Source organism: Nevskia ramosa DSM 11499 (assembly GCF_000420645.1).
GTDB classification, from domain to species: Bacteria; Pseudomonadota; Gammaproteobacteria; order Nevskiales; family Nevskiaceae; genus Nevskia; species Nevskia ramosa.
This window is the reverse complement of the sequence record NZ_ATVI01000010.1, coordinates 123,935-143,461: the sequence shown is the minus strand read 5'-3', so window position 1 is coordinate 143,461 and position 19,527 is coordinate 123,935. Positions and strand designations below refer to the sequence as shown.

The following is a 19,527-nucleotide window of genomic DNA, read 5'->3' as shown; positions in this document are numbered from 1 at the left end:
GGCAACGGCTGGACTCAGGGCGTTGTGGCTGGCGCAGCTGCGGGCTCGACAAACGGCAGGCTGATGCGGGCCGTCGAGTTGTCGCGCATGTGCGGCTTGAGGTCGAACGGCTTGCCGTCGAACTCGATGGTCACGCCCGGCACATAGCCGATGAACAGCGCGTACGGCAGGCGTCCGCGCAGCACCTGATGATCGCCGGCCCGCTGGTTGCCGGACAGCAGCAAGCGGCCGTCGGCATCGTCGACTCTCACCCAGGAGGTGGCGGTGAAATTGAGCACCAGCGCGCCGGAGCCGGCGACAACGGGTTCCGCTGCGCTGGCGGCAGCCGGCTCGGTGCCGGTTACGGCTGCGCCAGACGCTGGCGCTTCGCCCGGCATCGGCGTCGCGAATTCGCTGGCGGGAACACCCGGCTGTGCTTCGAGGGACGAAGTCGGCGCCGGAGCCGGCTCGACCACGGCAGCCGGCGGCGGCGTGGTCGGCTCGATCGTCGGCACCAGGCTCGGCGACTCGTGGACCAGGAACCAGAGTCCGACGCCGACTGCCACCGCAATGGCGAGCACCAGCGGCAGGCTCGGGCCACCGCCGCGGCGGCTCATCGAACCCATCGTCGAACCGTCACTGCCGAGCAGCAGCTTGGTCGGCAGCGGCGGCGCCTTCGGCCCCAGCAGCTTGTCGTAGGCGCCGATCAGCTCCGCCTCCGGCAGCTTCAGCACCTTGGCGCACTTGCGGTAATAGCCGCGCACGTAAACCGCTTCGTGCAGGGTCGAGAAATCATCGCTTTCCAGCGCTTCGAGCGTCGGCCGGGCGAGGCGCGTCTGCACCGCCAGCTCCTCGATGCTCATCGAGGCGCGTTCTCGCGCCGTGCGAATCATCCGGCCGGGGCCGCCGGCGGCGCTCGGGGCAACGGAGTTCGAGTCAGGCTTTGCAGCGTCGGTTTCGGTAGCCACGCGCAGGGTCGGAATGATCGGATCGGAAGTCATGGTGCAGGCAGATTCTTCTGTAGTTGCACAGCCTGGTCGGATTCTGGGAACTCGCGCAGCAACGTCTGTTCGTAGCGACGGGCCGCCACCTTGTCGCCGAGCTTGCGTTCGGTGAAGGCGGCGATCAGCAGAATTTCCGGCGTCCGAACGCCCACTTTCTCATAGCGCTGAATGAAAGCGCGGGTGCGCAGCCAATCGTTGTGACGGAAAGTCAGCAGCGAAATCTGCGCCAGCGCATCGGCAAAGTCCGGATTGATCTTCAGCGCCTGGCGAAAATCGTTCTCGGCCACCGGCAGATTGCCGGCCTTCATCTGGCAGACGCCGGCATTGGTCCAGGCCGCTTCGGGCGTCTGGTAATTGCGATCCGCCAGCGCCACCTTGAACGCGCGATCTGCCTCGGCGTACTTGCCCTGGCCGCACAGAAAGACGCCGAAATTGTTGTGCGTGCCGGCGTCATTCGGCGCCAGCGCCAGCGAGCGGCGGTACTCGCGCTCGGCATCGATGCGGTTGCCGGTCTGGGTCAGCACATAGGCGAGCGCGGTGTGTGCCGGGGCGTAGCGTTCGTTCTGCTCGACCGCCTTGCGCAGCTTTTCCTCGGCCACGTCGTAGCGACCCTGGCGGGCGTAGTCACTGCCCAGCTGGGTGTTGATGCGCGCTGCTTCGACCAGATCCGGCGGCGACTGCGGACGCAGATTGCCGGTGGTTTCGGTGACGCAGCCGCTGATCGCGGTGGTGATCAGAACGAGCAGCAGACCGCGTGCAGCGAACCTCACTGCACGCGCACCAGAATGTCACCCAAGCGCTTCTTCTGCTTGCTCTGAACCTTCCCCACCAACTGACCGCACGCGGCGTCGATGTCCTCGCCACGGGTGCGACGCGTCATCGTCAGCAGCCCCTTGGCGCGAAGAATCTCGGAGAAACGGGTGATCGCTTCCGGCGTCGAGCGCTTGTAGCGCGCTTCCGGAAACGGGTTGAACGGAATCAGATTGACCTTCGCCGCCTGACCCTGGCTGTTGAGCAACCTGGCGAGTTCGCGGGCGTGTTCGGGCTGGTCGTTGACGCCGTCGAGCATCACGTACTCGTAGATGATGTGCGACTTGCGATCCTTGCCTGCGAGATACCGCTTGCAGGCCTCCATCAATTCGGCAATCGGATACTTCTTGTTGATCGGCACCAGCTGGTCGCGCAGCTTGTCGTTGGCCGCGTGCAGCGAGATCGCCAGCGCGGTGTCGACATCACCACCAAGGCGATCGATGAACGGCACCAGGCCGGACGTCGACACCGTGACCCGGCGCTTGGACAGACCGAAGCCGAAGTCGTCGAGCAGAATCCGGATCGCCGGCAGCACGTTGTTGTAGTTGGCGAGCGGCTCGCCCATGCCCATGAACACGACGTTGGAAATGACGCGTTCGTTCTGGAAATCGCCACCGAGCGTCTTGCCGGCGAACCAGACCTGGGCAACGATCTCGGCCGTGCTCATGTTCCGCGAAAAGCCGCCCTGGGCGGTCGAGCAGAACGAGCAATCCATCGCGCAACCTGCCTGCGAGGAAATGCACAAGGTGCCGCGATTGGCTTCCGGGATGTAGACGGTTTCGATCATCGTCACCGGCTTGCCGGGTTTTTCTCCGAGGGCCTGCTCGAGCTTCAGCACCCACTTGCGGGTGCCGTCGACCGAGACCTGCTCGGTGACCAGTTCGGGCGGACGAATGACGAAATGCGCAGCCAGGCGCGCCCGCAGCGCCTTGCCGATGTTGCTCATCAGTTCGAAGTCGGAGACGCCGCGCCGATAGATCCACAGCATGACCTGATCGGCACGGAATCCGGCTTCGCCCATCTTCTCGAACTGCTCGCGCAGCGCAGCGCGATCGAGACCGAACAGGTTGACTCTGGGGTTGACGCCTGAGCCGGGAGACGCAGCCGATGACAGCAACGGCGCCTGCGTGTCCGCAGTCGCCGCGTTGTCCACCGTATTGCTGCTTACCTCACCGGTCACGCCTCACTCCTGCCGCCATGCGGCTTCAGCGCGTACGCGGCGCCAGTTCGGTGATGCGGAAGAAATAGCTGATTTCGCGCGTGGCATTTTCGAGGCTGTCCGAACCGTGGACGGCGTTCTCGTCGATCGAATCCGCGAAATCCGCACGGATCGTGCCCGGCGCGGCCTTCTTCGGGTCGGTGGCGCCCATGATGTCGCGGTGCTTGGCAACCGCATCTTCGCCTTCCAGGACCTGGATGATGACCGGGCCGGAAATCATGAAGCCGACCAGATCCTTGAAGAACGGACGGGCGCTGTGCACTGCGTAGAAACCTTCGGCTTCTTCGCGCGTCATGTGTTCCATGCGGGCGGCGACGATGCGCAGGCCGGCAGCTTCGAAACGCGAATAGATGCCACCGATGACGTTCTTGGCAACGGCGTCGGGCTTGATGATCGAAAGGGTGCGTTCAACCGCCATGATGAGTTCCGTGTGTTGGTGAAGAAGTCGCCCACGGATCATCCGGGGGCGGAAAAACGCGGAATGTTAACGGTTTAGCGATGACAGCGGCAATCTGCCGCGTCGCAGCAAGCCAGATTGTGGCAGCTGAACAGCGTTCAGCTGACTGCGAAACTCTCGCCGCAGCCGCATTCACCGGTGACGTTCGGGTTCTTGAACTTGAACGCTTCGTTCAGGCCGTCACGCTGGAAATCGAGGGTCAGGCCGTTGAGGAAGGACAGATGCTCCTTGGCCACCACGACCTTGGCACCGTAAGCATCGAACACTTCGTCCGCTTCGCCGGGCGCATCGGCGTAATCGAGCACGTAGGCATAGCCCGAACAGCCGGATTTCTTGACGCCGATACGCAGGCCGTAGCCCTTGCCGCGCTTGGCCAACTGGGACTGGATGCGGTTTGCCGCCGTTTCGGTCAGGACGATGCTCATGCCATTTCTTCCTTGTGACGGGCGAAAACCGCGCGAAGCGCGTCCTCACCCAGCAATGCACAGTGTGCACGATCTTCCGGAATTTCAAGCGCGGCACGCAGCGCTGGCGCCTTCAGCCCCGTCAGATCCGCCATCGACTTGCCCCGCGCCCAGCCAGCGACATACGCGCCGACGGCGATCGTCGTCGGGCAGCCGTACGCCAGGAAGCGCGCTTCGGCGACGCGATCACCGTCGAGCTGCAGCGCCAGCCGCAGGACCGAACGCGCTGCCGGCGTACCCGCTTCGGCGCTGATCACGTCCGGCGCGCCATCCGGAAAACGCCCTGCGCTCGGCGTTTCGCGAAACAGGCGCCAGATCTCCGCGCCGTAGCCGTAGGGATTGCCGGCCGCTTCCTCGGGCGGATTCGCGATCGGCGCATCGGTGCCGAACGGCGACAAGGCCCGCAAGCGTGCGACCTGCGCGATCACCGTATCGGCGGCCTGCTCGATGTCGGCCCGGGCGGTCATCCGGCCGAACGAGAAACGCAGGGACGCATTGGCGGTTTCGTCATCGCGGCCGAGCGCGCGCAGCACGTAGGACGGCTCGGCGGTCGCCGACGAGCAGGCCGAACCGCTCGATACCGCGATGCCCGGCAGCGCGGCGCGCAGTGATTCGCCTTCGACACCGGGAAAACTCAGGTTCAGCAGATGCGGCGCGGCGCGCTCACCTGGCGCCGGGCCATTGCGCAGCACGCCGGGAATGGTCTGCAGCCGCGCCCACAGCGCATCGCGCAGCGCGCTGAACTGCACGATATCGGCATCGAACCGCTCCACCGCCAGCGCGCAGGCGGCGCCGAAGCCGACCACCTGATGCGTCGCCAAGGTACCCGAGCGCATGCCCTGCTCGTGGCCGCCGCCGTGCATCTGTGGGCTCAAGCGCGCACGTGGCTTGCGCCGCACATACAGCGCGCCGATGCCTTTCGGCCCGTACAGCTTGTGCGCCGACAGGCTCAGCAGATCGACCGGCAAGGCGCGCAGATCGATCGCCAACTTGCCGGCCGCCTGGGCGGCGTCGACATGCAGCATCACGCCGCGCGCGCGCAGCAAGGGCGCCAGGCGCTCGATGTCGTTGACCGCGCCGATCTCGTTGTTGACCCACATCAGCGACACCAGCGCGGTATCCGGCGTGATCGCGGCGAGCACCGCTTCCGGGGTCACCATGCCGCGCTCGTCTGGCTTCAGATAGCTGACCCGGGCACCGAGCGTTTCCAGATGCCGGCAGGTATCGAGCACGCATTTGTGCTCGCTGCGCGAAGTGACGATGTGCACCGCGCGGCCGGCCTTCGGAAAGCCGCGGAATTCCAGCGCGCCCTTGATCGCCAGGTTGTTCGATTCGGTGGCGCCGGAGGTCCAGATGATCTCGGCCGGCTCGGCGCCGATCAGGGCCGCGACCTGCGCCCTCGCCCGCTCCACCGCCGCCCGCGCCGCGAAACCCGGACCATGGGTCGACGCCGGATTGCCGTGCAGGCCATCGGGCTTCAGGTACGGCAGCATCGCTTCGAACACTTCTGCCGCAATCGGCGTGGTCGCCGCGTAATCGAGATAGATCATGCGGCGGCCACCTGCTGACGCAACTCGCCGAGCACGGCGAGGAAGCGCTCGATCTCGGCCTCGCTCGTGGTGATGCCGAGGCTGACCCGGATCGCCGAGAACGCGATGTCGCGTGGCCAGCCCATGCCGATCAGCACATGGCTAGGCTCGCCGGTGCCGGACGCGCAGGCCGAGCCGCTCGATACCGCGATGCCCTTGCGATCGAGCGCCATCAGCAGCGCTTCGCCTTCCCAGCCGTCGACGCCGAACTGCACGGTGTTCGACAGACGCGGGCTTCCGTCGCCAAAGATGGTGATGCCCCGCATCGCACGCAGGCCGGCTTCGAGACGCGCTTTCAGCGCCGTCCAGTGCGCGATGCGCTGCTCGCGCTCGGTGATCGCCAGTTCGGCAGCGACACCGAAACCGACAATCGCCGCCAGATTCTCGGTGCCGCCGCGAAGACCGCGCTCCTGGCCGCCACCGTGCAGCTGGATCGCCAGTTCGACGTGCGATTTCACCAGCAGCGCACCGACCCCTTTGGGCCCGTACAGCTTGTGCGCGGACAGGCTCATCAGATCGGCGCCGGATTCGCTGAAGCCGAACGCCAGCTTGCCACCGGCCTGCACGGCGTCGACATGCAGCAGCGCACCAGCGTCATGGACGAGCGTCGCCGCACGCGCGGTGTCCTGGATCACGCCGGTCTCGTTGTTAGCCAGCATCAGGGCCGCCAGCCGCAGCGGACCGCGTGCGAGCTGCGCTTCGAAGGCCGGCCAGTCGACGATGCCGGCACGGTCGACGGTAATGGTCTCCACGCCCCAGCCGTGGCCGACCAGCGACGCCGCCGCTTCGAGCACGGCTGGGTGCTCGGTTGCGCCGTAGAGCACCCGCGTCGGCCGCGCGGTTTCGGTCAATCCCTTGAGCGCCAGATTGTTCGACTCGGTGGCGCCGCTGGTAAACGTCAGCTCCGAAACTTCGGCACCGGCCAGTGCCGCCACCTGCACCCGTGCTGCTTCGATCGCATCACGCGCCGCGCGGCCGTAGCGGTGAACGCTGGAAGCATTGCCGTACGGGCCGCTGAGATACGGCAGCATCGCTTCGAGCACCCGCGGGTCCAGCGGCGTCGTCGCGTTGTAGTCGAGATAGATCGGCATGCGGCAAGTTTACCGCCGACGGCCCGACGACCCGTTCAGCCCAAGCCGATCTCGCGCAAACGTTGCCACAGGTAATCGTTCGCGGTGATCGGCTCGGGATATCGCTTCGGATTTTCCGCCGTGACGCAGGACGGCAGCACATCGATCAGGAAATCCGGATTCGGGTGCAGGAAATACGGCACCGAATAGCGAGCGCGGCGGGCCGCTTCGCCTTGCGGATTGGCCACGCGATGAGTCGTCGATGGATAGACGTGATTGCTCAGCCGCTGAAGCATGTCGCCGATGTTGACGACGATCGCATCGCCCTCGGTAGTCACCGGCAACCAGTCGCCGCGGCGACTCAGCACTTCCAGCCCGCTGTCGCTGGCGCCGACCAGCAGGGTGATCAGGTTGATGTCTTCGTGCGCGCCGGCGCGCTCATGAGCAGTGTCATTCGGCCCGATCGGTGGGTAGTGCAGCGCCCGCAGGATCGAATTGCCGTGGTCGATCTTGTCGTCGAACCAGTGCGGTTCGAGATTCAGGTGCAGGGCCAGCGCCGACAGCACGCGGGCACCGAGCGCACCGAGCGCGTCGTACAAGGCACTACCAGCTTTGCGGAAGCCCGGCACTTCCGCCGGCCATAGATTCGGCGCCATCGTCGCGGCGTACTTCGAGCCGGACGGCAGTTCGCGGCCGATGTGCCAGAACTCCTTGAGGTCGGGATGGCTTGCACCTTTCGCGGTCTCGACCTTCAGCGGCGTCAGCCCGCGAGTGCCGCCGGGCCCGGCCAGGTACTGATGCTTGACAGCATCCGGCAGCGCGAAGAACGCGACGAAGGTTGCGTAAGCCTCGTCGATCAGCGCCTTCGGAATGCCATGGCCGCGGATGCAGCAGAAACCGTATTCGCGATACGCCGCGCCGAGTTCGGCAACGAAGGCCGCGCGATCATCGTCCCAGCGGCCGATGTCGAGCGTCGGCACGCCGCTCACGGTTCATCGTTCTCCGTGGCGGCACCGGCGCGCAGGTGCGGGAAGGTCTTGGTCGTCTGCTTCAGGCCCAGCGCCTCTTCGACCGAGGTCAGCATGCCGCGCAGGATGTTGATCTCGTGGCTGTCCGGCGCTGCGCGGCCGTACATCCGGCGCATGCGCCGCATGATGAAGCGCGGCGCGGCTGGATCGATGAAGGTGGTCGCGATCAGCACCTTCTCCAGATGGCCGAAGAAATGCTCCATCTGGCCCTGCGGCACCGGCTGGTGCTCGGGCAGTTCGGGCAGCTTGGCGCCAGCCGCCAGGCGCAGTTCGTAGGCCATGATCTGCACCGCCGCCGCGAGGTTCATCGAACCGAATTCGGGATCGGTCGGGATCGCCACCGCTTCGCGGCAGTGATCGAGTTCCTCGTTGAACAGGCCGGTGCGCTCGCGGCCGAAGACGATCGCGACCTTGCCCGGATGCTCGCCGGCCGCCAGCCGCGCCACGCATTCGCGCGGCTCGGAGAACGGGATCGACACGTAGCGCACGCGGGCCGTGGTGGCGATCACGTGCTCGCAGTCGGCCACTGCATCGGCCAGCGTCGGATAGATCGTCGCGCCTTCCAGGATGCTGTCGGCGCCGCTGGCCAGCGCGGTCGCTTCAGGGTCCGGAAAACGGTGCGGTTCGACCAGGGCGAGATCGTTCAGGCCCATGTTGCGCATCGCGCGGGCGGCGGAACCGATGTTGCCGGGATGGCGGGTGGCAACGAGCACAATGCGGATGCGGGATAATAGTTCCACTTCTTGATTCATCGACGGCAAAGCCGGAAGTTTCCGGCTTTGATCGCGCGGATGCCAGTTTCAGGCGCCGCCGTCGTTCACCGGAACCCGCTTTCCATGCATCCGCTCGTCAACATCGCCGTCAGCGCCGCCCGTACCGCAGGCAATTTCATCAGCCGCAGCATCGATCGTGTCGACACGCTTACCATCGAAAGCAAGGGGCGGAATGATTTCGTCACCCAGGTCGATCGCAGCGCCGAAGCCGAGATCATCAAGGTGATCCGCAAGGCCTATCCGCAGCATGCGGTGCTCGGCGAAGAGACCGGCGCCAGCGGCGACAACGAAGTGGTCTGGATCATCGATCCGCTCGACGGCACCACCAACTTCCTGCACGGCCTGCCGCACTTCGCGGTGTCGATCGGCATCCAGGTGCGCGGCAAGCTCGAACACGGCGTGATCTACGCGCCGTCGACCCAGGATCTGTACATCGCCACCCGCGGCGGCGGCGCCACCTTGAACAACCGCAAGATCCGTGGCAGCACCGCCAAGGAACTCGACAGCGCGCTGATCGGCACCGGCATTCCGATCAAACCGGAACTGCTCGATGCCTATCTGCCGATGCTGAAGACCATCGCCAGCAACAGCGCCGGCATCCGTCGCGCGGGTTCAGCGGCGCTGGATCTGGCCTATGTCGCCGCCGGCCGTCTCGACGGCTTCTTCGAACTTGGCCTAAAGCCCTGGGACATGGCGGCCGGCATCGTGCTGGTACAGGAAGCCGGCGGCACCGTCACCGAGCTGTATGACCCGCGTGGCGATGTGATGAAAACCGGCCACATCCTGGCCGCGCCGCACAAGCTGCACGCGCAGCTGAGTGATGCGCTGCGCGGTGCGGCGCAGCCGATTGTGCCGGCCTCTGAATAAGCCCGGCAGTGCGGGCGACTCTTCCGCTCCGTTACGCGTATAAACGCTGCGGGGCCTTCGCCCCACGAGCCAGCGGTGCCGGCTCTCCCGCCTCATCACGGAGTTGATCGATGCGCTACGGAATCATCATTGTCGGACTGGTGGTCGCTGCCATAGGCGTGGCCGCGCTGCTGGGCAAGTTCGAGTACGAGAAGACCAGCACCCTGGCGCAGATCGGCGATCTGAAGGCCGAGGTCAAGCACGACAAGACCGTGCCGCAGTGGGCCGGCATCCTGGCGCTGGTGGTCGGCGGCGGGCTGGTGCTGGTCGGCTTCACGCGCAAGGCCTGAAGACAACGCCAAGCAGCCAACAAAAAAGCGGCCCGGATTGCTCCGGGCCGCTTTTTTTGTGCCTCAGGTTCGCTTAAACGACCGCGCCGTCGTTCTCCTGCTTGGCGATCTTTTCCGCCTTGATCAGCTCGTCCCGCTCTTCCGGCGGCAGCAGGTCGTCGCGCTTGACGCCGAGGGCGACGGCCAGACCGGTCGACACGTAGATCGACGAGTAGGTGGCGACGATGACACCGACGATCATCGACACCGAGAAGCTGTGCACCGTCGAGCCGCCGAGCGTGAACAGCGCGACGCAGACCAGCAGGGTGGTGACGTGGGTGATGATCGAACGCAGCAGGGTCTGGTTGACCGACAGGTTGACCACCTCGAACACGGTCGCCTTGCGGGTGCGGATCAGGTTTTCGCGAACGCGATCGAAGATGACGATGGTTTCGTTGTTCGAGTAGCCGATCAGCGCCAGGATCGCCGCCAGGGTGGTCAGATCGAACTCGACCCAGGTCAGCGACAGGAAGCCGAGCACCATCACCGCGTCGTGGACCAGTGCTGCGATCGCGCCGATCGCGAACTTCCACTCGAAGCGGAAGGCGATGAACGCGGCGATCAGGCCGAAGGCGACGATCATCGCGATCGAACCCTTTTCGCTCAGCTCTTCGCCAACCTGCGGGCCGACGAACTCGACTCTGCGCATCTGCACGCCTTCGGCACCGGCGCCGACCGCGGCGAGCACCTTGGTGCTCAGATTGGCCGAGGTTTCCTGGTTCGGCGGCAGGCGGATCAGCACCGTCGACGAGCCGCCGAAGTACTGGACGATGCCGTGCTCGTAGCCGCCCTTGCCGAGGTCCTCGCGGACTTTTTCAAGCTGCACCGACTGCGGGAACTGCACTTCGACCAGTACGCCGCCAGTGAAGTCGATGCCGAAATTCAGGCCGCGGAAGATCACCAGCAGGATCGACGCCGTAGTCAGCAGCGCCGAGACAGCAAGGCCGACCTTGCGCTGGCGCATGAAGTCGAACTTCGGGACATTGGAAAAAATTCTCATTGGTTCAGGGCCTATTCCTTTGCCTTACCAGATCGGCAGATCTTTGAGGTTCTGGCGCTTGCCGAACACCCAGTGGGCGAGTGTGCGCGAACCGACGATCGCGGTGAACTGCGAGGTGACGATACCGATCGCCAGGGTGATCGCGAAGCCCTTCAGGGCACCGGCACCGAGGAAGAACAGGATCAGGGTGCCGATCAGCACGGTGACGTTGGCATCGGCGATGGTCAGGAAGGCGCGGTCGTAACCGGCGTCGATCGCCTGCAGCGGCTTCAGGCCGGCCCGCAGTTCTTCACGGATGCGTTCGTAGATCAGCACGTTGGCATCGACCGCGATACCCATGTGCAGCACGATGCCGGCGATGCCGGGCATGGTCAGCGTCGCCTGGAACAGCGACAACACGGCGGTCAGCAGCAGCAGGTTGACGGTCAGCGCAGCGATCGCGAACAGGCCGAACACGCGGTAGTAGACGACCATGAACACCATCACCAGGCCGAGGCCGAGCAAGGCGGCGGACATGCCGCGACGGATGTTGTCGGCACCCAGGCTCGGACCGATGGTGCGTTCCTCGATGATCTCGATCGGCGCGACCAGCGCGCCGGCTTTCAGCAGGTCGGCCAGATCGCGGGCTTCGCGGCTCGACAGGCCGGTGGTCTGGAACTGGGCACCGAAGACACCGCGCACGGTGGCTGCCGAAATCACTTCCTGCACGTCGCGGCGTTCGCGAATCGCTTCGCCGCGGGTGTTGTAGGTGGTCTTGATCTCGGTTTCCTTGTAGACGACGGCCATCAGCTTGCCGACGTTCTTCGAGGTGAAATCGAGCATCTTCTTGGCGCCGTTGCCATCGAGCTTGACGCTGACCGCCGGGGTGCCGGATTCGTGGTCGATGGTCGGCGTGGCGCTGGTCAGTTCGGCACCGCTGGCGATGGTTTCGCGCTTCAGCAGATACGGGCGATGCGAGCCGCGCTGGTAGAACAGCTCATCGCCGGCCGGAATCACGCCGCTGGCCGCGGCACTGGCGGCATCGGCGTTCTCGTCGACGGCGCGGTATTCCAGGGTGGCGGTCGCGCCGAGCAGTTCCTTGACCCGGGTCGGGTCCTGCACGCCGGGCAGCTGGACGACGATGCGATCCGCGCCCTGACGCTGGACGATCGGTTCGGCGACGCCGAACTGGTTGACGCGATTGCGCAGGGTGATCAGGTTCTTCTGCACCGCATCGTCGATCAGGCGCTTGGCTTCGACTTCCGACAGGCTCACCGCCAGCGACGGCACGGTCGCATCCGGCGGGGTCGATACGGTCAGCTCGCGGTATTCGCGGGCGATCGCGGTGCGGGCCTTCTCCAGACGATCGGCGTCGGCGAATTCGATGACGATCGCTTCGCCGGCCTTGCGGCGACCGGAATAGCGGAGGTCCTTGTCGCGCAGGAATTTCGGCACGTCGTTGATCAGGCGTTCGACGGCGGCCTTCTTGACGTCCTCGACGGCGACCTGCAGCAGGAAGTGCACACCGCCACGCAGATCGAGACCGAGCGCCATCGGCTTGCCGCCGACGGCCGACAGCCACTTCGGCGTCTTCGAAGCCAGATTCAGCGCCGACACATAACCCTGGCCTTCGAGATCGCGCTTGATCGCGTCGACCGCGTGCAGCTGCACTTCCGGGCTGGCAAAGCGAACCACCCACTGCGTGCCTTCGAGCCGCGAGCCGCGGTCCTCGATCTTTTCGGCTTCCAGCACCTTGGCGATGCGGTCACCGAAATCGGCAGGCACCGGATCGCCGGAGCTGGTGCTGATCTGCACGGCGGGATCTTCGCCATAGACGTTCGGCAGTGCATAGAGCAGGCCGAGCAGCGTGACGACGATCAGCGTCACGGGCTTCCAGAAGGGGTACTGATGCATGGCGGCGTTCGTCGGGCGGCGTGAGGTCCGGCACGAAGCCGGGTTCTGCGGATTCAGTTCAGCCGCCGCATCGCCCCAGGTGCTGACCCGGCGGCGGCGCGGCGGGCGCTACTACTTCAAAGGTTCTTCAGCGTGCCCTTGGGCAGGATGCTGGTGATCGCGGACTTCTGGATCTTGACCTCGATCTTGTCGGCGATCTCCAGGGTCACGTAGTTCTCGCCGATCACCGTGATGCGGCCGGCGAGACCACCGCTCGACACCGCTTCATCGCCCTTGGCGAGCTGGCCGAGCATTTCCCGCGCTTCCTTCGAGCGCTTCATCTGCGGCCGGATCAGCATGAAGTAGAACAGCGGCAGCAGCACCAGCAGCGGCCACGTCGCTTCCAGCAGGCCAGGAGCCTTCGGTGCGCCGGTGGACTGGGCGTGGGCAACCGGGATCAGCAGATCGAGCAATTCCAGCACGGCGGCAACCTTGTGTGATGCGAAAAGGGGCTGGATTATGCCACAGGCCCCCGGCGGCACTTTATGACCGTTTCGGGCCTGGGCGCGGGCCGAAAGCGCATGAGGCCCGTGCCGACGATGCCGGCGACGATGCTAGGCTTCCGGCCTTCCCTGACCTCGCTTGAGCCGCATCGATGACCGCTTCCGCCTCTGCCGAAAACCCCGCTCCGCGTCGCGATCTGATCACTGCCGTGCTGCTCTGTGCTGGCATTGGTGCCGCACTGGCCGTCGGCTACCGGGCACCGAATCCGGCCGCCGAGCAGCAGGCCGCTGCCGCCATTCCGGTCGTTGCCGCACTCGCCGAAGCTCCGGCCGGCGAGCCGATCAACACCACCTTCAATCTCGATATCGCGATGCGCCTGGCCGGCACCCAGGTGCCGGAGGAAACCGAAAGCTTCTATTTCTTCCCGATGGTCGACGAAGTGCCGGAAGCGGTCGACGTCCATGAACTCGGCGGCAAGCTGATGCAGGCCGCAAAGGAGCATGACTACCTCGGCATCGCCGGGCCGGACCCGGAACGCAATCGCCGCACCCTGCTGGCGGCGCTGGCTGCCCACCAGACCGATGATCTGAAAACGCTGGTGCTGATCTATCTCGGCCCGGACAGCCATCGCGACGAGATCAGCGCCGCTGCCCGGAAGGCCGGCTTCGAGGCGCGCTTCGTCACTTATCCGGAACCGGGCGACGCGTCGGCGAAAGCACCGATCTAAAGCGACCGGCTGGCAGCGGGTCACCCGGACTGTCTCCAGGATGTGACGGGGCTGACCCGCTGGCGGCGCGGAAATGACATGGCCCGTGTTAATCTTGGCAGTAGTTTTGGGGCATCGAACGAGTGTTTATCCACGCCACTTCTGCCTGATTGTTCGCGGTCGAGGTGGCTTCGATAAACCCTTCACCTTCTAACGGAGTTGCTCGATCATGGCGACCTACGCTGCGCCTGTGCGCGAAATCCAGTTTGTCCTCAACGACGTCCTGAACGTCGGTTCCCTGGCCGAAATGCCCGTGATGGCCGATGCCACGCCGGACACGCTGAACGGTCTGATCGAGGAAGCCGCCAAGCTCATCCAGAATCAGGTCGCGCCGCTGAACGCGCCCGGCGATGCCGAAGGCTGCAAGCTCAGCAACGGCGACGTCACCGTGCCGAAGGGCTTCAAGGAAGCCTACAAGCAGTATCAGGAAGCGGGCTGGGTCGGCATTTCCAACCCGGCTGAATGGGGCGGCGCCGGTCTGCCGTACACACTGGGCAAGGTCATCGACGAGATGCTCTGCTCGGCGGACGTCGCCTTCGCGCTCTATCCGGGCCTGACCGTCGGCTGCTTCGAGGGCATCCTCGCGGCCGGTTCCGACGAGGTCAAGCAGAGCTATCTGCCGAAGCTCGCCACCGGCGAGTGGACCGGCACCATGTGCATCACCGAACCGCAGGCCGGCACCGACCTCGGCGCGATCAAGACCAAGGCCACCCCGAACGACGACGGCAGCTACTCGCTCGACGGCGGCAAGATCTTCATCACTTCCGGCGAGCACACGATGGTGGACAACATCGTCCACTTCGTACTGGCCCGCATCGAAGGCGGCCCGGCAGGCGTCAAGGGCCTGACGACCTTCGCGGTGCCGAAGTTCCTGGTCAATGCCGACGGCAGCATCGGCGCCCGCAACAAGGTCACCTGCACGTCCATCGAGCACAAGATGGGCATCCACGGTTCCTGCACCTGCGCGCTACAGTTCGAGGGCGCCAAGGGCTGGCTGGTCGGCGCGCCGAACACCGGCATCCAGAACATGTTCGTGATGATGAATCTGGCGCGCATCCTGGTCGGCATGCAGGGCCTGGGCTTGTGCGAACTGGCCACCCAGAACGCCATCGCCTACGCCAAGGATCGCAAGCAGGGCAAGGCCTTCAACGGCGGCGCCACGATCATCGACCACCCGGACGTGCGCCGCATGCTGCTGACCATGCGCGCCACCACCGAAGGCGCCCGCGTGCTGGCCTACGAGACCGGCATGTATGTCGATATCGCCCATCATCATCCGGACCCGGCGGTCCGCGAGGAAGCCAATGACTGGGTCGAGCTGAACACGCCGCTGGTCAAGAGCTTCTGCACCGATTCGGCGGTCGATCTCGGCAGCCTGGCGATCCAGGTCTACGGCGGTCACGGCTTCATCCGCGAGCACGGCGTCGAGCAGATCATGCGCGACGCCAAGATCCTCTGCCTCTACGAAGGCACCAACGGCATCCAGGCAATGGATCTGGTGCGCCGCAAGCTGATGATCGACAACGGCCGCCTGCCGGCGCGCTTCTTCGCCAAGGTGCGCTCGGAATCGACCGGCGACGCGCCGCTCGGCTTCATCGCCAAGCCGCTGCGCGACGCCATCGACGAACTGGAAAAGACCACCGCCTGGCTGCAGGAATCGTTCAAGACCAACCCGAACGATGCCGGCTTCGGCGCCGTCGATTTCCAGCGCGCGTTCTCACTGACCTACCTCGGCTACAACTGGCTGCGCATGGCCAAGGCGGCGATGAACTCCAGCGACGAGATCTTCAAGGCCCAGAAGCTCAACACCGCGCAGTTCTTCGCGGCCCGCATGCTGCCGCAGGTGATGTCGCTGTGTGCCAACGTGCGCCAGCCGGCAAGCGAGCTGATGGCGCTGGATGCGGCGAATTTCTGAGCTTGCCGAGACGCTGAATCTTGTTGAACTGGGCGGGCCGACCATCGTCGGCCCGCTTTCGTTGCACCATCTGCTTCGGAGAAACCCATGTCCACGATCTACGATTTCAGCGCCACCACCATCGACGGCAAGACGGTCAAGCTCGATGCCTACAAGGGCAAGGTCCTGCTGATCGTCAACGTCGCTTCGAAGTGCGGTTTCACGCCGCAGTACAAGGGTCTGGAAGCGGCGTATCGGGACCTGCATGACAAGGGTGTCGAGATCCTCGGCTTCCCCTGCGACCAGTTCGGTCATCAGGAACCGGGCGACGAGAAGGAAATCCAGCAGTTCTGCTCGCTGACCTACGACGTCAGCTTCCCGATGTTCGCCAAGATCAAGGTCAATGGCGACGACGCGCACCCGCTGTACAAGTTCCTGAAGAGCGAGGAGAAGGGCATCCTCGGTTCGGAAGCGATCAAGTGGAACTTCACCAAGTTCCTGGTCGCCAAGAACGGTGACGTGCTGAAGCGCTATGGGTCGATCGACACGCCGGCGTCAATCGCCAAGGACATCGAGAAGCTGCTCGCTGCCTGATGCGTGAAGTCCGTGATGCACTGATCCTCAACGGCCTGCTCGCTGCCGCCGGCTGGGCCACGTTCCGGTACCTGCAGTCGCCGATGCTCGGGCTGGCGGTGGTCGCGCTGGTGATCGGCTACAACCTGCTGCTGCCGCTGATCGCGCGCGGCAGCGGCCACGGTCACTGGTTCGATCTGTGGTGGTTCCTGCTGCCGCTGTCGATCTGTCAGGTGGTGCCGGACTGGGTGCTGTCGCAGCTGATCGGCATCCTGAGCTTCCCCGATCACGGCGCGCCACGCATCGGCACGGTGCCGGTCTACATGGCCGGCATGTGGGCGATTCCGCTGTTCTGGATCTTGCTGATTGCGCGGGGCTCGCCAGCAGTTGCTGGCCTGCTCGCGCTGGTCGTGTTCGCGGCCTCCGAATGGGCGGCGCCGGTGTTCGGCCTGTGGCGGCCGCTACAGGTGCCGACCTGGCAAGGCATCGCCCATTACGTGCTGCTGCCGGAAGCGCTGCTCGGTGCAGCGGCGGCCTATGCCTATCGTGAAGTCCGCTCGGCGAACGTCATCACGCGGCTCTCCGCCGCAGCGGCCGTCAGCGTGTTCTACACCGGCGCGCTGATCGTTTCGTACTTCCTGATGCAGCGAGCCGGGCTCTAAAGCGCCTTCGCCGAAAAGGTATCGCAGCCGGCCACTGCACCACCGTCGAAACCGGCCCTGAACCAGCGCACCCGCTCCGCCGACGTGCCATGCGTGAAGGCATCCGGCACCACCGTGCCCTGCGCCTGTTTCTGCAGACGATCGTCACCGATCGCGGTGGCCGTGCGCAGCGCTTCGTCGATGTCGCCGGCCTCCAGCCACTGATGCCGTGCCTGCGCGTGATGAGCCCAGACGCCGGCCAGGCAATCGGCCTGCAATTCCTGTCGCACCAGCAGGCCGCCGTCGCCGCGAACTTCGTCGCCGCGCTGGCGGGCTGCGTTCACTTTCGCGGACACGCCCAGCAAGGTCTGCACGTGGTGGCCCACTTCATGGGCGATCACATAGGCCTCGGCGAAATCGCCGCCGCCGCCGAGTTGATCGCGCATCTGGGCGAAGAAGCTGGTGTCGAGATAGACCTGCTGATCGGCCGGGCAGTAGAACGGCCCGCTGGCCGAGGTGGCGCCGCCGCAGTCGGTCTGCACACGGCCGGCGAACAGCACCAGCTTCGGCTCGACATAACGGCTGCCCGTCTGCTGGAAGATCGCGCCCCAGACATCCTCGGTATCGCCCAGGATGCGAGCCACGAACTCCGCTTCACGATCATCCTGCGGCGGTGCCGTGCCCTGCTGGCTGCTGCCCTGGATGGCATCGGCGACGCCGGACTGTTCGAGCAGGCCGATCATTTCCAGCGGGTTCTTGCCGAGCAGCACGCTGATGACGACGACGGCGAGCATCGCGCCGGCGCCGAGCTTGCCGCCGCCTCCACCGCCGCCACTGCGTCGGTCTTCGACATTGCTGCTGCGCCTGCCCTTGTTCCAGTCCATCGTCTGCCCCGTTAGTTCAGGGGCATTCTAGGGGCGTCTGAGGGATGTCGACAGCGCGGCAAAGGCCGTATCCCCGATCGATCAGGGATGCGGCCTCGCAGCTTTACTTGCGGTGCGGCTTCGCCAGCGCGACCACCTTGGCCTTGATCGCGGGATCGTTCTGCGTCGCCGTGTAGATCTCGGCGTAACGATCGGACGTCAGGCCCTTGGCCTCGATCGCCTTTTCCATCTGCGCAGTGGCGTCATCCTCGAGCTTTTCCGCAGCGGCGGCGGTGCTGGCGGCTTCCCGCTTGGCCAGCGAAGCGCTGTTGATCTTGTTGACTTCAACGGATGCGGCCACGAACTGCTGCAGTTCCTTGTCGCTGGGTGCCGCGTCTGCAAATGCTGCGCACGACAAGGTGAGCGCGAACAACGGGGCGATGTGACGAAGTTTCATATGCGGTCCTCATGCTTGGGGCTGGCGGAACGCCTGCCAGTTTTTGGTGCACCTAATCGACCCTTCTCACTCCGGCAAGTTCAGCCCCGCGTCCTGATCGGCCGCCACTGCGGCCTCCGCGCCGCGGCGCGACTGCCCTTCCGGCCCGGCCAGAAAGGCCGCCGCGAAGGGCGCGAACGTGCCGGCATCGAGCGCCGCGCGGATCCGCTTCATCAGGTTGAGGTAGTAATGCAGGTTGTGGATGGTGTTCAGCCGCGCGCCGAGAATCTCGTTGCAGCGGTCGAGGTGATGCAGATAGGCGCGCGAGTAACTGGTGCAGGTCTCGCAGTCGCAGGCCGGATCGAGCGGGCCGGGATCGGTGCGGTGCCGCGCGTTGCGCAGCTTGATCACGCCCTCGGACGTGAACAGGTGGCCGTTGCGGGCATTACGTGTCGGCATCACGCAATCGAACAGATCGATGCCGCGCGCCACACCCTGCACCAGATCGCGCGGCGTGCCGACACCCATCAGGTAGTGCGGACGATCGGCCGGCAGGATAGGGCCGATGGCATCGAGCACCTTCAGGCGTTCGCCTTCCGGCTCGCCGACCGACAAGCCGCCGATCGCGTAGCCATCGAAGCCGATCTCGGTCAGCCGCTGCAGCGATTCGGCACGCAGATCCGCATGCATGCCGCCCTGGACGATGCCGAACAGCGCGCCGCGCGGCTCGGTCTCCGGCAGCGGCGTGCCGCCCGATTGAGGTGGCGGTGGTGGCGGTGCGGCTTCGGGTGTCCAGGCCAGATGCGCGGTCTTGCAACGAGCCGCCCAGCGCGCCGACAGCTCCATCGACTTGCGCGCTTCCTCGGGTGTGGCCGGATACGGCGTGCACTCGTCGAACTGCATGATGATGTCGCTGCCCAGGCCGTGCTGGATGGCGATCGACTTCTCCGGCGACAGGAAAACCTTGTCGCCATTGATCGGCGACGCGAAGTGCACGCCTTCCTCGGTCAGCTTGCGCAGCTCGGCCAGACTCCAGACCTGAAAGCCGCCGGAGTCGGTGAGGATCGGCCCGTTCCAGTTCATGAAGCGATGCAGGCCGCCGAGCGCGCGGATGGTTTCGTGCCCCGGCCGCAGCCACAGATGGAAAGTGTTGCCGAGAATGATCTGCGCCCCGCCCGCGCGCAGTTCGGCCGGCGTCATCGCCTTCACCGTGCCGTAAGTGCCCACTGGCATGAACTGCGGCGTCTCGATGCTGCCGCGCGGAAAGTGCAGACGGCCGCGCCGGGCGGCGCCCTCGGTGGCAAGAAGTTCGAAACGCATGGTGTGGAGACGGCAGATGGAAGCGGAATG

Annotated in this window: 21 protein-coding genes; 6 read left to right on the top strand and 15 right to left on the bottom strand. The window is 65.4% G+C overall.

The window, feature by feature from the left end; genetic code table 11:
- Window positions 1-14: 14 nt before the first annotated feature.
- From G513_RS0117215 to G513_RS23790, 9 genes are all read right to left on the bottom strand, one after another.
- On the bottom strand, window positions 15-980 hold the full coding sequence (locus G513_RS0117215) for a RodZ domain-containing protein (protein ID WP_022978105.1): 966 nt from the start codon (window positions 978-980) through the stop codon (window positions 15-17).
- Complete coding sequence (pilW, locus tag G513_RS0117210; RefSeq protein ID WP_022978104.1) at window positions 977-1,753, bottom strand: type IV pilus biogenesis/stability protein PilW; 777 nt, start codon at window positions 1,751-1,753, stop codon at window positions 977-979. The genes G513_RS0117215 and pilW overlap by 4 nt, the downstream gene beginning before the upstream one ends.
- On the bottom strand, window positions 1,750-2,907 hold the full coding sequence (gene rlmN, locus G513_RS0117205; protein ID WP_033418085.1) for a dual-specificity RNA methyltransferase RlmN: 1,158 nt from the start codon (window positions 2,905-2,907) through the stop codon (window positions 1,750-1,752). Before rlmN ends, pilW begins: the two co-directional genes overlap by 4 nt.
- 91 nt (window positions 2,908-2,998) lie before the next feature.
- Window positions 2,999-3,430, bottom strand: coding sequence for a nucleoside-diphosphate kinase (gene ndk, locus G513_RS0117200; RefSeq protein WP_022978102.1), 432 nt, complete (start codon window positions 3,428-3,430; stop codon window positions 2,999-3,001).
- 137 nt (window positions 3,431-3,567) lie between these two features.
- Window positions 3,568-3,894, bottom strand: coding sequence for a HesB/IscA family protein (locus G513_RS0117195; protein WP_022978101.1), 327 nt, complete (start codon window positions 3,892-3,894; stop codon window positions 3,568-3,570).
- Window positions 3,891-5,483, bottom strand: a complete 1,593-nt coding sequence (locus tag G513_RS23795; RefSeq protein ID WP_022978100.1) for an aminotransferase class V-fold PLP-dependent enzyme — start codon at window positions 5,481-5,483, stop codon at window positions 3,891-3,893. The genes G513_RS0117195 and G513_RS23795 overlap by 4 nt, the downstream gene beginning before the upstream one ends.
- Window positions 5,480-6,613: a cysteine desulfurase family protein gene (locus G513_RS0117185; RefSeq protein WP_022978099.1), complete on the bottom strand. Its 1,134-nt coding sequence runs from the start codon at window positions 6,611-6,613 to the stop codon at window positions 5,480-5,482. The genes G513_RS23795 and G513_RS0117185 overlap by 4 nt, the downstream gene beginning before the upstream one ends.
- Before the next feature lie 35 nt (window positions 6,614-6,648).
- Window positions 6,649-7,581, bottom strand: coding sequence for an isopenicillin N synthase family dioxygenase (locus tag G513_RS0117180; RefSeq protein ID WP_022978098.1), 933 nt, complete (start codon window positions 7,579-7,581; stop codon window positions 6,649-6,651).
- Window positions 7,578-8,372 carry an RNA methyltransferase gene (locus tag G513_RS23790; protein WP_084711601.1) on the bottom strand — a complete coding sequence of 265 codons (795 nt, stop codon included), beginning with the start codon at window positions 8,370-8,372 and terminating at the stop codon, window positions 7,578-7,580. The genes G513_RS0117180 and G513_RS23790 overlap by 4 nt, the downstream gene beginning before the upstream one ends.
- A gap of 84 nt (window positions 8,373-8,456) precedes the next feature.
- On the opposite strand from G513_RS23790, the gene G513_RS0117170 reads away from it, so the two are divergent.
- Both G513_RS0117170 and G513_RS0117165 read left to right on the top strand, forming a co-directional pair.
- The gene (locus G513_RS0117170; protein WP_022978096.1) at window positions 8,457-9,260 is read left to right on the top strand and encodes an inositol monophosphatase family protein; all 804 of its coding nucleotides are present in this window, start codon (window positions 8,457-8,459) and stop codon (window positions 9,258-9,260) included.
- A gap of 110 nt (window positions 9,261-9,370) precedes the next feature.
- Window positions 9,371-9,589 carry a hypothetical protein gene (locus tag G513_RS0117165; RefSeq protein ID WP_022978095.1) on the top strand — a complete coding sequence of 73 codons (219 nt, stop codon included), beginning with the start codon at window positions 9,371-9,373 and terminating at the stop codon, window positions 9,587-9,589.
- A 73-nt stretch (window positions 9,590-9,662) separates the two neighbouring features.
- Here the strand turns inward: G513_RS0117165 and secF are convergent, their stop codons facing one another.
- The 3 genes from secF to yajC all read right to left on the bottom strand — a co-directional run bounded on the left by secF (window position 9,663) and on the right by yajC (window position 12,979).
- Window positions 9,663-10,628, bottom strand: a complete 966-nt coding sequence (gene secF / locus G513_RS23785; RefSeq protein ID WP_022978094.1) for a protein translocase subunit SecF — start codon at window positions 10,626-10,628, stop codon at window positions 9,663-9,665.
- A 24-nt stretch (window positions 10,629-10,652) separates the two neighbouring features.
- Window positions 10,653-12,521 carry a protein translocase subunit SecD gene (secD, locus tag G513_RS0117155; protein ID WP_022978093.1) on the bottom strand — a complete coding sequence of 623 codons (1,869 nt, stop codon included), beginning with the start codon at window positions 12,519-12,521 and terminating at the stop codon, window positions 10,653-10,655.
- Window positions 12,522-12,637: 116 nt separating this feature from the next.
- The gene (gene yajC / locus G513_RS0117150) at window positions 12,638-12,979 is read right to left on the bottom strand and encodes a preprotein translocase subunit YajC (protein WP_028475683.1); all 342 of its coding nucleotides are present in this window, start codon (window positions 12,977-12,979) and stop codon (window positions 12,638-12,640) included.
- Between the two features lie 176 nt (window positions 12,980-13,155).
- On the opposite strand from yajC, the gene G513_RS0117145 reads away from it, so the two are divergent.
- The 4 genes from G513_RS0117145 (at window position 13,156) to G513_RS23780 (ending at window position 16,899) form a co-directional block, all read left to right on the top strand.
- Window positions 13,156-13,731, top strand: coding sequence for a hypothetical protein (locus G513_RS0117145; protein ID WP_022978091.1), 576 nt, complete (start codon window positions 13,156-13,158; stop codon window positions 13,729-13,731).
- A gap of 208 nt (window positions 13,732-13,939) precedes the next feature.
- Window positions 13,940-15,685, top strand: a complete 1,746-nt coding sequence (locus tag G513_RS0117140; RefSeq protein WP_028475682.1) for an acyl-CoA dehydrogenase family protein — start codon at window positions 13,940-13,942, stop codon at window positions 15,683-15,685.
- 87 nt (window positions 15,686-15,772) lie between these two features.
- On the top strand, window positions 15,773-16,258 hold the full coding sequence (locus G513_RS0117135; RefSeq protein WP_022978089.1) for a glutathione peroxidase: 486 nt from the start codon (window positions 15,773-15,775) through the stop codon (window positions 16,256-16,258).
- Window positions 16,258-16,899, top strand: coding sequence for a DUF6989 domain-containing protein (locus G513_RS23780; protein ID WP_022978088.1), 642 nt, complete (start codon window positions 16,258-16,260; stop codon window positions 16,897-16,899). The genes G513_RS0117135 and G513_RS23780 overlap by 1 nt, the downstream gene beginning before the upstream one ends.
- On the opposite strand, the gene ypfJ is transcribed toward G513_RS23780, so the two are convergent.
- The 3 genes from ypfJ to G513_RS0117115 all read right to left on the bottom strand — a co-directional run bounded on the left by ypfJ (window position 16,896) and on the right by G513_RS0117115 (window position 19,497).
- Window positions 16,896-17,762 carry a KPN_02809 family neutral zinc metallopeptidase gene (ypfJ, locus tag G513_RS0117125; protein WP_022978087.1) on the bottom strand — a complete coding sequence of 289 codons (867 nt, stop codon included), beginning with the start codon at window positions 17,760-17,762 and terminating at the stop codon, window positions 16,896-16,898. The genes G513_RS23780 and ypfJ overlap by 4 nt on opposite strands.
- A gap of 103 nt (window positions 17,763-17,865) precedes the next feature.
- Entirely contained in the window at window positions 17,866-18,198 is a 333-nt protein-coding gene (locus G513_RS0117120) for a DUF4168 domain-containing protein (protein WP_022978086.1), read from the bottom strand.
- Window positions 18,199-18,264: 66 nt separating this feature from the next.
- On the bottom strand, window positions 18,265-19,497 hold the full coding sequence (locus tag G513_RS0117115; RefSeq protein WP_022978085.1) for a tRNA guanosine(34) transglycosylase Tgt: 1,233 nt from the start codon (window positions 19,495-19,497) through the stop codon (window positions 18,265-18,267).
- Window positions 19,498-19,527: the final 30 nt, after the last annotated feature.